Raw genomic sequence first — 15753 nt, 5'->3', positions numbered from 1 at the left:
ATCTGGAGAGTCGATGACGGTGCATGTCCGTATGATATAATTTTATAACTAATAGTGTCAGTTTAATGGCGGAACTCATAGTGCAGCAGGAAGGTCATCTTAATCAGGTTGGGGCAGGATTTTTCCAACAGGGAGACGCAGAGCCATTAGGCGCTGATTACTGGCACCAATGCCAACGGCGGTATACTTTTCAGCCCATTTACCGAACATCAGGTAAATTAATGGCTATTGAGTTACTGACTTCCGTTTTTTCTCCTACCCTGCCGCAAAAGTTCATCTCTCCTGAAAAATACTTCGCGAATATCGATGTTGAAACCCGCCTTTTAATTATTGTAGAACAACTGCAACTTTTATCTCAGTGGAGTTTTCGATTTACTCGTGACGATCTTTTTGCCTCTGTCAATATTGATGGTATGACGCTACTCGCGTTGCAAAATAGTCTGGAAGCCAAACGTCTGATCGCGGCAATGCCCTGGATTCGTTTTGAAATGGTCGAAAATCAGGGAGGGCTGCCAAAAGAAATCTTAACCAAGCTTCCAGAAGCGCAAACACTGTGGCTGGATGATTTTGGCTGCGGTATGGCGAATTTTTCATCACTCATGCTGGCTCAGTATGATTGCATCAAAGTGGCACGTGAGCTCTTCATTCTCCTGCAACAAAGTGGTGAAGGGAAAACCGTTTTCCCGGCGTTGATCGCTTTGCTATCGCGTTTTTGCAATTATGTGGTCATTGAGGGAATCGAAACAAAGGAAGAGTGGGCAATTGTTCAGGCCTCGCATGCTTATGCTGCCCAAGGATACTACCTCTCGCGCCCTCAGCCGTTTGAGAATTTTGAGACGTTGAAGCTTGAACTTTAGGTGATAACCTGTTGTTTAGGCTATCACTTTACACAGTAGAGTACCGCTGTATGCCCATCAATGTTTTTCCTTCCTATTAATTCATTATATTTCCTAATATTTCATCGCTGTACGAAATATCGCCTATCTGACAGGCTGTCTTTCCTTTCTGATTAGCAAGGCATAATGCTGTATTTTGTTTTATTTTTGTTATTTAATTCTTGTTTTATTTGTTATGGCAGTGTTTAATTTCAATAAAACAACAGGGAGGAGGACTGCGGATTTTGCATCAAATTATGACATATATAATCAGACGCTTGCGTTAATGATTTTATTTTTTTCTTTTAATTATTTGATTTTTAATGGTAAAAAAATATAATGTTTACTGTTAACGATCAAAAATCACTTTGTGATAGATTTTGTTGATTAAAACAATGATACTTATTGGTATAATTGATTTGCTTACAAAAATTTGATGTTCAGAATATATCGCCATGTACCTTTAGGAATATTCTTTTATTCCATTAGAGAAGCTTATAACCCGAACAATTACTACTATTAAATTAAGATACTCTTTTGAATTTGTTGTTTTTATCTGCGCACAGTCATATGCGAGGGCTTTATGCTTACGTTGCTATGTTTCTAAACACTCCTGCTTCATGGAGCGTTTTTTCTTTCATCCTTTCTGCTCTCCGGAAATGCACCCATCCTGAAAATCTACGGGGTAGGGGCTTGTTACCGGGATTTTTCGTCATCAGCGTTGTGATTTGTACGATCAGGACCACTCGGGCCTGAGGAGAGTGTTATTGTGTATGAAATTATAATAACCCTACTGTTGTTATTGTTATTGTTTTCTTCTGTAAAAAATAGAAAAATTAAACAAAAGTTTAAAACTGAGCAGAAAAAACAAGACTTCCTCAACATGACTTTTTTTGCGATGGAATATAGCCCTGCCTCAATTATGATCGCAGATGAAAATTGTGAAATTATTTACGTCAATCGCCAGTTTATTACCATGTCTGGCTATATGCCAGATGAAGTTATTGGCAAAAAAACGAATATATTAAACTCTGGCATGACCAACGCCAGCGTCTATGAAGATCTGTGGGCTACCATAAATAAAGGTAATGTTTGGAGCGGTGAGTTCGTTAATCGGCGTAAAGATGGTCAGTTGTATTGGGAAAAGGCCAATATCGTTAAAATATATAATAAGGCGAGTAACACGACCCAGTATGTCGGCATTAAGTTAGATATTACCGAGCGGAAATCACAGGAACATCATGATAATTCATACAATCGTGCGTTGGAGCTGTTATCAAGCGGCGCACCGCTGAAGGATATCCTGGACGCGATCATTTTCAGCGTTGAGGAAAAAAACCCTGGCCGTATCGTTTGTTCTGTACTGCTCGTTGATAAAGAAAAGAAATGTTTGACGCTTGGATCGGCACCGAGCCTGCCAGGTTTTTATAAAAATGCCATTCACAACGTGAAAATTGCCGATGGTGTGGCTTCTTTTGGTACTGCGGCCTATACCGGAAAACGCGTGATTGCTGACGATATTTCCGTGCATCCGCATTGGTCTTTATATAAAGGGCTCGCATTATATGCCGGGCTGCGTTCCTGCTGGTCTGAACCTATCATTGGTCAGAACAAAGAAATATTAGGGGTTTTAAGCGTTTATCATCGCAAAGTGTATGTGCCGACCGAAGAGGAAATTTTCTCTATCGAGAAGTCGGCACAGCTGATTGCGATTGCCATAGAGCGATATCATGCCATTGATATGCTGCGGCGGAGCGAGGAACACTATCGGCAACTGGCGCACTATGACTCATTAACGTCACTGGCTAATGGCCTGACGTTTGCCGAACAAATGGAACAGGCGATTCTGCTATCCAAACAAACGGGTAGAAAAATCGCGCTGATGTTCCTGGATCTCGATAAATTTAAACAGATCAACGACTCGTTTGGGCATGCTGTTGGCGATTTGTTATTAAAAGAAGCGGCTGCACGTATGCGTGGTGCGGTTCGGGATTCGGATACGGTATATCGCCGTAGCGGTGATGAATTTATTATTCTGCTTCAGGGTATTAAGGAAATTGATAATACACTCTATGTTGCAGATAAAATCCATAACGCATTGAATAAACCTTTTGAGATCAACGGGAAAAAACTGGATATATCGTGCAGCATCGGTATTGCGCTGTATCCAGAACACGGCTCCGATTCTCTGACGCTGGCAATTAATGCCGATTCCGCCATGTACCAAGCTAAAGCCATGGGGCGCAGTCAAACTCAGATTTATCACAACATGAACGATCATTGATAAATGAAATAAAAAAGGCGCTCTGTCGGGCGCCTTTTTTATTATCTTTCTCGTAGTGCTTCTGCGTTTGCCCGAATAATCGGTTTTAACAAATAGCTGAGGATAGTTTTCTTGCCTGTGATTATATCCACAGAGGCCACCATGCCAGGAATGATAAGAAGTGGTTTATCGGCTGAACCTAAATAATTCTTATCAGTCCGTAAGCGAATAATATAAAAGCTGTTGCCTTCTTTATCAGTGACGGTGTCCGGGCTGATTTGTTCCAACTGGCCTTTTAGGCCACCATAGATGGTGTAGTCGTAGGCCGTTAATTTTATGATGGCGTCCTGACCAGGGTGTAAAAACGCAATATCCTGAGGGCGAATTTTAGCCTCGACCAACAGCTTGTCATCTAGTGGAACAATTTCTACCAGATCGCTACCCGGTTGAATCACTCCCCCGATGGTATTCACCAGAACCTGCTGTACGATACCGCGAACCGGGGAGACGACCAGCGTTCGGTTTACCCGATCTTCGAGCGCTTTCCCTGTGGCTTCAATTTTGTTCAGGCTGGTTTGTGCTTCACTCAACTGAGATAACGCTTCGCTTTTATAGCGGCTGCGCGTTTCTTCTATTTTATTCTCACTCTCTTTAATCGCAGACTCCGCCCGCGGAATGGAGAGTTTGATGGAATCAAGCTGGCCACGGGTTTCGACTTCAGCACGGCGCAGGCGTAGAACTTCTACTTTAGAAATCGCGCCTTCCGCGATCAGCGGTTCTGACATTTTAATTTCTTGCTGGAGCAGGCCAAGACTGTTGCGGAACTGAATCTCTTTGGCTGAGAAGTCCCGCAGTTCCTGCTGGCGCTGGATCAACTGTTCTTCCAGACCGGATATCTCATTATGCAACTGCTGGCGGCGGCTGTTATAAAGCTCTTTTTCTCCTGCCGCGATTTTAGGCGCTTGCGTCGTGATTTCTTCGGAAAGCACAAGCTCTTGGCCGTTGATTTCGGCGTTCAGGCGTTCAATTCGCGACAGTAGCGCAAGCCGGTCAGCTTCGGTTTCACCGACGTTGGAGGCAAAGCGCGTATCATCAAGGCGCAGCAAAGGATCGCCTGCATTGACGACTTGTCCCTCACGAATGAATACTTCCGTGATAATGCCGCCTTCCAGGTTTTGGATTTTTTGCAGTCGAGAGGATGGAATGGCTTTACCGTCACCCCGCGTGACTTCATCGATATTCGCGAGCCCGGCCCACAGGATGAAAAACAGGAAAAAAGCACCGATAGCCCACAGCGTGAAGCGAATAGAACGTGGCGAATCCTCGGCCATTGCCCGGCTCACTTCTGGCATCGTTTGCAGGCTCTCTTCATCTCCGCCGACAAAATACCGTTTGATTCGTTTGATATATTTACCGAGACGCATTGATTTGCCCCTTCTTCAACGCATCCATCACGATTGCTTTCGGCCCATCAGCAATAATTTTGCCTCTGTCGACAATCACTAAACGATCGACCAGTGCCAGCATGGAAACCCGATGAGTGACCAGTAAGAGCGTTTTCTCTGCAATCACGGGTGCCAGGGCTTGCTTTAACCGATCTTCGCTGGTGTTATCCATCGAGCTGGTGGGTTCATCCAGCACCAGAATCGGCGGATCGAGCAGCAGCGCTCTGGCTATCGCGACAGCCTGACGCTGCCCGCCGGAGAGTTGTTGGCCGCGTTCACCCACCTGAAGGTTGTAGCCATCGGGGTGCAGACGAGCAAACTCGTTCACCCCTGAAATTTCTGCGGCTCGCAACATGGCTTCGTCTTCGACATAGCGTGCGCCGCTAATCAGGTTATTGCGCAGCGAGCCACTAAATAGCTGAATATCCTGAGGAACATAACCGATATTGTGGCGTAAATCGCTGACATCCAACTGACGAGCATCGACGCCGTCGATGAGAATATTGCCCGTATTAGGCTGATAGAGGTTTACGATCAGTTTTTGCAGCGAGCTTTTGCCTGAACCGCTGCGGCCGATGACGCCCACTTTCTCGCCGGGCGCGATGGTCAGGCTGATGCCTTGCAGCGAACTGGTTTTTTGTTCCGGATAATTAAACGTCACATCACGAAATTCAATACCGCCCCGGATGCTCTCGCGCTTCAGCGGGCGTTCGTTATCGCTACGCTCTTGTGGCAGCTGCATCATCTGTTCGGTGGTTTGCATCGTCAAACGTGCTTGTTGGTAACGGCTGACCAGCCCAGAAAGTTGGCCCAACGGCATGAGCGCTCTGCCGTTCAGCATGTAACAGGCAATCAGCCCACCCATACTGAGTTTGCCGTTAATCAGCATATAGACGCCGACGACAATCATGGCAACGCCAGCAAATTGCTGGAACCACTGCGTCAGGTTTACCGCCAATGAAGACAGTGCCTTGGCCCGCATTTCCAGCTTGCTCAGGCTGCCAATGGTCTGTTCCCACTGGTGCTGCCGTTCACTTTCCGCATTATTGACCTTGATTGCGTCCAGACAGCTCAAGGTTTCGATCAGCGTAGCCTGCCGTTCACTGGCAAGGTGCATCGTTTTTTCAATGGTCGCGGACAGCGGCTTTTGCATCGCCCAGCTTGCCAGCAGGGCGATAGGGTAGGCCAGTATGGAAACCCAGACCAGAGGGCCGCCGATGATGCCGATAACCAGCAGCAGAAGCAGCGTAAAAGGAAAATCGATCAGCGTCGTCAGCGTCAGTGACGACAGGAAATCTCTGAGCGACTGAAATTCATGAATATTTTGTGCAAAGCTCCCGACCCGTGGAGGTCGAGCCTTCATCGACATACCGGTAATGCGTTCAAATAACGTGGCGGAAATAATCAGGTCGGTTTTCTTGCCCGCCATATCGAGGCAAATGCCGCGCAGCGTTTTGAGTATCAAATCGAAAATAAACGCGCCGGTAACGCCGATAGCCAGCACCCATAGTGTCGCCGTTGCCTGATTAGGCACAACGCGGTCGTAAACATTCATCACGAACAGCGGCGTGGCAAGCGCGATAATGTTCACCAGCAAACTGGCGAGGACGGCATCGAGATAGAGTGAGCGTGAAAGTTTAAGCGTATCTTTGAACCAGGATTTGGTTCGGGGGATCAGAGACGGATTTTGCAGATCGAACTGATGGCGAGGCTGGGCGAACATCACCAGACCGAGGTAATTCTGTTGCAGCGTATTGTGCTCAACGGAAATTTCTCCGCCTTCTGTTTCACTGGGCATCAGACGCGCGCTGCCGTCAGCATTCCAGCCTAACAGAATCGCCGCACCTCCTTCCCGTAACAGCAACATCGCGGGGAGCGACATTTCGGAAATTTTATTCAGAGAACGTTTGAGAACGCGTCCTTGTAACCCCGCACGTGCAGCAGCTCTTGGGAGCAATTTTACCGATAACCGCTGGTTGGCTAAAGGGAGCCCCGCGGTGAGTGTCGTACGACTGACAGATTTCCCCTGCAAGGTGCAGAGGATCAGCAAGCTATCCAATAAGGGATCGTCATGACGGCTGCGAGGGTCACTGTGTTCATGAATGATGGGCTCATGAACACCAGTCGATTCATGGACAGTTGGCTCTTGGACGATAGACTCCTGGGCAACTGATTTATCAGAACCATTTGTCTCTTGTACTGAATGCAGCTTCATTTAACTAAACGTTCCCTTACGCAACGTAATTCCCCGCATATAAACCATAATTTATCGCCGTCTGACCAATGAAATATATTAATTAAGGCTCGGCAACTCTGCTTGGGTGGTGACGTTTGTCAAGCTGGTACCTGCATCAGGCGCTGGGATCGCTAAACGGTTTAATAGCTCTCCCATGCGGGATGCGATCCGGTATTCGGTGTAGAGGGAGGTGAAGCGAACCTCGACCAGACGGCGCTGTGCGGTGAACAGTTCGTTCTCGCTGTCCAGCAGGTCCAGCAACGTCCTTTCTCCCAGGCCAAATTGCTTCTGATAGGCGGTACGCACTTTCATACTGCGGTCGGCATATTCGGCGGCAATTGGCAGCTGCTGACGCGAGTTATTTAGCGCTGACCAGGCTAGTTTTAGTTCTTCGCTCAGCAGGCGCAGGGCATTATTTCGGACATCCTGTGCTTCTTTTACCTGATAGGCTTTTGATTCCATGTTGGCTTTGCTGCTACCGCCTTCATACAGGTTGTAGCGCATCCGCAGCATCGCCTGCCACTCATTATTTTGACCGCGCGTTCCGTCAACGTTGTTATCCATCGTGCGAGAGAGCTCAACATTGAGGCGCGGGTAAAACGTTGATTTTGAAGTCTCATACTGCTGCTGAGTGGCTTCAATATCTGATTCTGCAGACTTCAGAGCCGGGCTGTTAGCCAGCATGATACGCAGCGCTTCTTCCAGCGAGGCGGGGAGTTTGATAACAGAAGCATCGGGCATCACCAAATTCTCTGGTACCTTACCCACAATGCTCATGTAGTTGATTTTTGCATCGTCCAGATTGGTTTTTTCTGTCAGCACGTTGTTACGGGCCTGCGCAAGACGGGCTTCCGCCTGATCCAAATCGGCCAGTCGCCCAACGCCTTGTTCGCTGCGCAGCCTGATTTGATCGTAAATGCGCTCATGGCTTGCAAGGTTGGCTTCCGCCAGACGGACAAATTCCTGACGTTGCAGCACACTGAGATAGACCTGAACGGTATCTAATGCCGTTGCCTCACTGGTATTTAATACTTTATAAGCGCGTGAATTGACCGTGGCACGCTGTCTGCCCACTTCGCTGGAGGTGGCGAAACCATCAAATACCGTTTGGCTTAGATTGATACTCGATTCCTGACGGCTGAGCTCAACGCGCTTATTGGTGCTGGCGCGTGTTGAGGGGCTATCGGTCTCTTCGCGGCCAACACCTGCACTTAGCGTGATGGAAGGGAGATATCCGCCTTTGGCCGCACGTAAATCATGTTCGGCAGAAAAACGGCTATTAATAGCGGCGCTTACTTCAGGATGCGTATAGAGCGTGCTTTTTATTGCTTCCTGAATCGTCTCGGCATGCGTTGCTGTGGAAAAAAGGGTAATAAAAGGTAATAAAGCAAAAGAGTGTCTACGCATCATCAGCAGTTTTCCTTCACAAAAACTTTATTTGTGATTATTCCTATTAAAGTGTTTGAGTGTTATATAAACGCTTAACGAATTGATTTGCTTTTATTCCATTTATATCAATATGTTAATCCCTTTCCCTGAAGCGCCCTGCACAAGAAAAAATAAGGCTTACTCTAAATGAGTAAAGTTCTGGAAAGAATATTCCGAATTTTTTATTATATTAGTCATTGAGTCAAGCGTCTGACGCATAACGACAGCACTATCGTAACGCTTTTTTTCATAAAATGTCAGGATGACACACAGCAAATCAACCTTATCAGGATGATAGCAAAAATCTATAGCCGCAATATCGCCACATTATAAAAATAATTATAGATATCAAGGAGAAAGTATTTTGAACGGTGTGATTGGTGTCATTAAATTCGTTATCGGACAAGTTTTTATCGTCGCGCTTGATGGAAGCCAGAGATTGCTGGTTGCTGGCGATCGGGTTTACAGCGGTGAAGAGGTAGTGACCGGCGCTAACGGCGCGGTTTCAATCACATTACCGGATGGGAAAACATTGGATCTGGGGCGCGATAGCCGCTGGAGCGATGTTAGCAATGCGTCCTCTCAGGCCAATGCGGATGTCGCCGATGATGTCGCGGCGATACAAGATGCTATTGCTCAGGGCGCCGACCCAACGCAAGTATTAGAAGCGACTGCCGCGGGTAATGATGACACCGGAGAAGCGGGTGACGGCGGTGGTGGGCATTTCAATCCAGCGGTCGTTCTGAATTTGACGGCCGAGGTCGTGACTACCCCGATTGGCTATGATACCGCTGGCGTATCGTTTACTGACCGAGCCTCGTCCGTTCTGGATGGCGTAGATTCATCCACGACGTTGCTGGCTGCGGCAACGGATTCCACCGATACCACTCCGCCTTCTGTCACCATTGTCATAAACAGTGATGGCACCGTAAGTTTCGTCTTCACAAAACCGATCGTTGGTTTTGACCTCAGTGATATCACCGTAACAAACGGCTCGGTAACGAATCTGGTGCAGGATCCTAACGATCCAACTCGCTGGACGGCGACATTGACGCCAGCCGCCAATTTTGAAGGAGAAGTCCGCGTCAGTATTCCTGACGGCAGCTACACCGATGCTGCGGGCATTCCTGGCACGGGCGGAAGCGAAGCGGTAACGGTCGATACTTTGCCCCCTGTCGCCTCAATCTCTATTGATAACGTCACGTCGGATAACGTGATTAACGCCAGCGAATCGGGTCAGACCATTGCGGTCACTGGTCAGGTCGGCAATGAAGTCAAAGCGGGCGATGCGATCACCGTTACCGTCGGCACGGAAACGTATCAGACCACTGTGAATACTGACGGCAAAACCTGGAGCGTCAATGTTCCGGGCGCTGTGCTGGCAGCCAATGGCGATATCTCTGCTTCGGTCACCACGCGCGATGCGGCGGGTAACGTCACCACTTCCAATACCAGTCACGCTTACGGTGTCGATACCGTCGCACCAACCGCGTCTATCTCTGTCGACAATGTCACCAGCGATAACGTGATTAACGCCAGCGAATCGGGCCAGACGATTGCGGTGACTGGTCAGGTGGGTAATGAAGTCAAAGCGGGCGATGCGATCACTGTTACTGTTGGTTCTGAGACTTATCAGACGACGGTGAATACTGATGGCAAGACCTGGAGCGTGAATGTTCCAGGAGCGGTGCTGGCTGCGAGCGGAGATATCTCCGCTACAGTGACCACGCGTGATACCGCAGGTAATGTCACCACCGCCAATACGACTCATGCTTACAGCGTCGATACCGTCGCACCAACCGCGTCTATCTCCATCGACAATGTCACGTCCGATAACGTGATTAATGCCAGCGAATCCGGTCAGACCATTGCGGTGACGGGTAAAGTCGGCAATGAAGTCAAAGCGGGCGATGCGATCACCGTTACCGTCGGCACGGAAACGTATCAGACCACTGTGAATACCGACGGTAAAACCTGGAGCGTCAACGTTCCGGGATCGGTGCTGGTTGCGAACAGTGATGTCTCGGCGACGGTCACTACCCGCGATACGGCAGGCAATGCGACCACTGCGAATACCAGCCATGCTTACGGTGTTGATACCGTAGCACCTGTCGCTTCGATCTCTATCGACAATGTCACGTCCGATAACGTGATTAACGCGGCCGAATCCGGCCAGACGATTGCCGTGACCGGTAAAGTCGATAACGACGTGAAAGCGGGTGATGCCATCACGGTTAAAGTCGGTACCGAGACGTACCAGACGACGGTGAATACCGATGGTAAGACCTGGAGTGTGAATGTTCCCGGTTCTGTTCTTGCCACCAATGGCGATATCTCCGCCACCGTTACCACGCGAGATACTGCAGGCAACGTCACCACCGCCAATACGACTCATGCTTACGGTGTTGATACCGTAGCACCTGTCGCTTCGATCTCTATCGACAATGTCACGTCCGATAACGTGATTAACGCGGCCGAGTCCGGCCAGACGATTGCGGTGACGGGTAAGGTTGGTAATGAAGTCAAAGCAGGCGATGCGGTGACGGTGAAAGTCGGTACCGAAACCTATCAGACCACCGTCAATACCGATGGCAAAACCTGGAGCGTGAACGTTCCGGGCGCTGTGCTGGCAGCCAACGGCGATATCTCTGCCACCGTCACTACGCGTGATACGGCGGGTAATGTCACCACCGCGAATACCAGCCACACTTATGGTGTTGATACCGTTGCGCCAGTCGCGTCTATCAGTATCGATAACGTCACATCTGATAACGTCATCAATGCCAGCGAGTCCGGGCAGACGATTGCGGTGACGGGTAAAGTCGGCAATGAAGTGAAAGCGGGCGACGCGATTACCGTCAAAGTCGGCACCGAAACCTACCAGACGACGGTGAATACCGATGGTAAAACTTGGAGCGTCAACGTTCCGGGTTCGGTGCTTGCAGCTAAGGGCGATGTGAGTGCCACCGTGACCACGCGCGATACCGCAGGTAACGTGACCACCGCCAATACGACTCATGCTTACGGTGTTGATACCATCGCACCCACGGCGTCTATCAGTATCGACAATGTCACGTCCGATAACGTGATTAACGCCAGCGAGTCCGGTCAGACGATTGCCGTGACCGGGCAAGTCGGTAATGAAGTGAAAGCGGGTGACGCGATCACGGTTAAAGTCGGCACTGAGACGTACCAGACGACCGTCAATACCGATGGTAAGACCTGGAGTGTGAACGTTCCGGGATCGATATTAGCAGCAAACGGTGATGTGAGTGCGACGGTCACCACGCGCGATACGGCGGGCAACGTTACCACAGCTAACACCAGCCACACTTACGGCGTAGATACCGTTGCACCAACGGCTTCGATTTCTATCGATAATGTTACGTCAGACAACGTGATTAATGCGGCCGAGTCCGGCCAGACGATTGCGGTGACGGGTAAAGTCGATAACGACGTGAAAGCGGGCGACGCGATCACTGTAAAAATCGGTACTGAAACGTACCAGACGACGGTGAATACCGACGGCAAAACCTGGAGCGTGAATGTTCCAGGAGCGGTGCTGGCTGCGAACGGAGATGTGAGTGCCACTGTGACCACTCGCGATACGGCAGGCAACGTGACCACCGCCAATACGACTCATGCTTATGGCGTGGATACCGTAGCACCTGTCGCGTCTATCTCCATCGACAATGTCACCGCTGATAACGTGATTAATGCTACCGAGTCGGGCCAGACGATTGCGGTGACCGGTAAAGTTGGCAATGAAGTCAAAGCCGGCGATGCAGTGACAGTAAAAGTGGGCACCGAGACCTACCAGACGACAGTCAATACCGACGGCAAGACCTGGAGCGTGAACGTTCCGGGATCGGTGCTGGCCGCCAATGGTGATGTGAGTGCCACGGTCACTACGCGCGATACCGCAGGCAATGTCACGACGGCCAATACCAGTCACGCTTACGGTGTTGATACCGTTGCGCCAACCGCGTCTATCTCTATCGACAATGTCACCAGCGATAACGTGATTAACGCCAGCGAATCGGGCCAGACCATTGCCGTCACCGGTAAAGTCGATAACGACGTTAAAGCAGGCGACGCGATTACCGTCAAAGTCGGCACGGAAACGTACCAGACGACCGTGAATACCGATGGTAAAACCTGGAGCGTGAACGTTCCGGGTTCAGTGCTGGCAGCCAATGGTGATGTGAGTGCCACAGTGACCACGCGCGATACTGCAGGCAATGTCACGACTGCGAATACCAGTCACGCTTACGGTGTCGATACGGTTGCGCCAACGGCGTCGATCTCCATCGATAACGTCACGTCAGACAACGTGATTAATGCCAGCGAATCGGGCCAGACCATTGCCGTGACTGGTAAAGTCGGCAATGAAGTGAAAGCCGGTGATGCCATCACCGTTAACGTCGGTACCGAGACCTACCAGACGACGGTGAATACCGACGGCAAGACCTGGAGCGTGAACGTTCCGGGTTCTGTATTAGCGGCAAATAGCGATGTTTCGGCGACCGTGACCACACGCGATACCGCAGGCAACGTGACCACCGCCAATACGACTCATGCTTACAGCGTTGATACCGTTGCGCCGACAGCCTCTATCTCTATTGATGATGTCACGTCCGATAACGTCATCAATGCCAGCGAATCCGGCCAGACGATTGCGGTGACCGGTAAAGTCGGTAATGACGTGAAAGCGGGTGATGCGATCACGGTTAAAGTCGGTACCGAGACGTACCAGACGACCGTCAATACCGATGGCAAAACCTGGAGCGTCAACGTTCCGGGTTCGGTGCTGGCTGCGAACAGTGATGTCTCAGCGACGGTCACCACTCGTGATACGGCAGGTAACGTCACTACCGCCAATACCTCGCACACTTACGGTGTCGATACCGTAGCCCCGACAGCCTCTATCTCTATTGATGATGTCACGTCCGATAACGTGATTAACGTCAGCGAGTCGGGCCAGACGATTGCCGTGACCGGGCAAGTCGGTAATGAAGTCAAAGCGGGCGATGCGATCACTGTTACTGTTGGTTCTGAGACTTATCAGACGACGGTGAATACTGATGGCAAGACCTGGAGCGTGAATGTTCCGGGCGCTGTGCTGGCAGCCAATGGTGATATCTCTGCTTCGGTCACCACGCGTGATGCGGCAGGCAACGTCACCACCTCCAATACGACTCATGCTTACAGCGTCGATACCGTCGCACCAACCGCGTCTATCTCCATCGACAATGTCACGTCCGATAACGTGATTAACGCCAGCGAGTCCGGCCAGACGATTGCGGTGACCGGTAAAATCGATAACGACGTGAAAGCGGGCGATGCGGTGACGGTCAAAGTCGGCACCGAGACCTACCAGACGACGGTAAATGCGGATGGCAAAACCTGGAGTGTGAATGTGCCGGGATCGGTACTGGTTGCTAACGGTGATGTCTCTGCTTCGGTCACCACGCGCGATACCGTAGGCAATGTCACCACCGCCAATACCAGTCACGCTTACGGCGTCGATACCGTTGCACCAACGGCTTCGATTTCTATCGATAACGTCACCAGCGATAACGTCATCAATGCCAGCGAATCGGGTCAGACGATTGCCGTGACCGGTAAAGTCGATAACGACGTGAAAGCAGGCGATGCGGTGACCGTCAAAGTGGGTACCGAAACCTACCAGACGACCGTGAATACCGACGGTAAAACCTGGAGCGTGAATGTTCCGGGTTCTGTGTTGGCCGCCAATGGTGATGTTTCGGCGACCGTGACCACCCGCGATACGGCAGGCAACGTCACCACCGCCAATACTTCTCATGCTTACGGCGTGGATACCGTTGCACCGACAGCATCTATCAGCATCGACAATGTCACGTCCGATAACGTGATTAACGCGGCCGAATCCGGCCAGACGATTGCCGTGACCGGTAAAGTCGATAACGACGTGAAAGCGGGTGATGCCATCACGGTTAAAGTCGGTACCGAGACGTACCAGACCACGGTGAATACCGACGGCAAGACCTGGAGCGTGAATGTTCCCGGTTCTGTACTTGCTGCTAACGGTGATGTCTCTGCGACGGTCACTACGCGCGATACGGCGGGCAACGTTACCACAGCTAACACCAGCCACACTTACAGTGTCGATACCGTTGCACCTGTTGCCTCAATTTCTATTGATGATGTCACGTCCGATAACGTGATCAATGCCGCTGAATCCGGCCAGACGATTGCGGTCACTGGTCAGGTTGGCAATGAAGTCAAAGCAGGCGATGCGGTTACGGTGAAAGTCGGTACCGAAACCTACCAGACGACGGTCAATGCCGACGGCAAAACCTGGAGCGTAAATGTTCCGGGTTCCGTGCTGGCCGCGAATGGTGATGTGAGTGCGACGGTCACCACCCGTGATGCCGCGGGTAACGTCACCACGGCCAATACCAGTCATGCTTACGGTGTTGATACCGTTGCGCCAGTCGCATCGATCTCTATCGATAATGTCACGTCAGACAACGTCATCAATGCCAGCGAGTCCGGCCAGAGCATTGCCGTCACCGGTAAAGTCGATAACGACGTGAAAGCGGGCGACGCGGTTACGGTCAAAGTCGGCACCGAGACCTACCAGACGACGGTAAATGCGGATGGCAAAACCTGGAGTGTGAATGTGCCGGGATCGGTACTGGTTGCTAACGGTGATGTCTCTGCTTCGGTCACCACGCGCGATACCGCAGGCAATGTCACCACCGCCAATACCAGTCACGCTTACGGCGTCGATACCGTTGCACCAACGGCTTCGATTTCTATCGATAACGTCACCAGCGATAACGTCATCAATGCCAGCGAATCGGGTCAGACGATTGCCGTGACCGGTAAAGTCGATAACGACGTGAAAGCAGGCGATGCGGTGACCGTCAAAGTGGGTACCGAAACGTACCAGACGACCGTCAATACCGATGGCAAAACCTGGAGCGTCAATGTTCCGGGCGCGGTGCTGGCAGCCAACGGAGATATCTCCGCCACCGTCACCACGCGTGATACTGCAGGCAACGCCACGACCGCGAATACTTCGCATACTTACGGTGTTGATACCGTAGCCCCAACCGCGTCTATCTCTATCGACAATGTCACGTCTGATAACGTGATTAACGCCAGCGAATCGGGTCAGACGATTGCCGTGACCGGTAAAGTCGATAACGACGTGAAAGCAGGCGATGCGGTGACCGTCAAAGTGGGTACCGAGACCTACCAGACGACCGTCAATACCGACGGTAAAACCTGGAGCGTGAATGTTCCCGGTTCTGTGCTGGCTGCAAACAGCGATGTGAGTGCGACCGTCACCACACGCGATACTGCAGGCAATGCGACCACTGCGAATACCAGTCACACTTACGGCGTGGATACCGTAGCACCTGTCGCTTCGATTTCTATCGATAATGTCACGTCAGACAACGTCATCAACGCAGCCGAGTCCGGCCAGACGATTGCGGTGACGGGTAAAGTCGA

6 protein-coding genes are annotated in these 15753 nt (G+C 50.6%); 3 read left to right on the top strand and 3 right to left on the bottom strand.

The genetic code is table 11. From position 1 onward, the window contains the following. The first annotated feature begins 65 nt into the window (after nucleotides 1-65). Nucleotides 66-857: a cyclic-guanylate-specific phosphodiesterase gene (gene pdeH, locus BUB06_RS20015; protein ID WP_139294560.1), complete on the top strand. Its 792-nt coding sequence runs from the start codon at nucleotides 66-68 to the stop codon at nucleotides 855-857. A gap of 787 nt (nucleotides 858-1644) precedes the next feature. Beyond that, nucleotides 1645-3159: a sensor domain-containing protein gene (locus tag BUB06_RS20010; RefSeq protein WP_010302481.1), complete on the top strand. Its 1515-nt coding sequence runs from the start codon at nucleotides 1645-1647 to the stop codon at nucleotides 3157-3159. A gap of 41 nt (nucleotides 3160-3200) precedes the next feature. Here BUB06_RS20010 and BUB06_RS20005 read toward each other — a convergent pair whose 3' ends face one another. The 3 genes from BUB06_RS20005 to BUB06_RS19995 form a co-directional block, all read right to left on the bottom strand. After that, entirely contained in the window at nucleotides 3201-4562 is a 1362-nt protein-coding gene (locus BUB06_RS20005; protein WP_010302478.1) for an HlyD family type I secretion periplasmic adaptor subunit, read from the bottom strand. Next, complete coding sequence (locus tag BUB06_RS20000; RefSeq protein ID WP_039476006.1) at nucleotides 4549-6798, bottom strand: type I secretion system permease/ATPase; 2250 nt, start codon at nucleotides 6796-6798, stop codon at nucleotides 4549-4551. Before BUB06_RS20000 ends, BUB06_RS20005 begins: the two co-directional genes overlap by 14 nt. A gap of 78 nt (nucleotides 6799-6876) precedes the next feature. Next, a complete protein-coding gene (locus BUB06_RS19995) occupies nucleotides 6877-8229 on the bottom strand; it encodes a TolC family outer membrane protein (RefSeq protein ID WP_039476005.1) in 1353 nt (450 codons plus the stop codon). A 382-nt stretch (nucleotides 8230-8611) separates the two neighbouring features. Here BUB06_RS19995 and BUB06_RS19990 point away from each other — a divergent pair. Further along, the coding region (locus BUB06_RS19990) for an Ig-like domain-containing protein (protein WP_139294559.1) at nucleotides 8612-15753 on the top strand (7142 nt) is incomplete at its 3' end.

Origin of the sequence: Pectobacterium carotovorum (assembly GCF_900129615.1) — a bacterium.
GTDB lineage: Bacteria > Pseudomonadota > Gammaproteobacteria > Enterobacterales > Enterobacteriaceae > Pectobacterium > Pectobacterium carotovorum.
This window is presented reverse-complemented; position numbering and strand designations above follow the sequence as displayed.

Coding starts and splice junctions, on each gene's coding strand:
- pdeH (WP_139294560.1), top strand. CDS start 66: ATGGCGGAACTCATAGTGCAGCAGGAAGGTCATCTTAATCAGGTTGGG.
- BUB06_RS20005 (WP_010302478.1), bottom strand. CDS start 4,562: ATGCGTCTCGGTAAATATATCAAACGAATCAAACGGTATTTTGTCGGC.
- BUB06_RS20000 (WP_039476006.1), bottom strand. CDS start 6,798: ATGAAGCTGCATTCAGTACAAGAGACAAATGGTTCTGATAAATCAGTT.
- BUB06_RS19995 (WP_039476005.1), bottom strand. CDS start 8,229: ATGATGCGTAGACACTCTTTTGCTTTATTACCTTTTATTACCCTTTTT.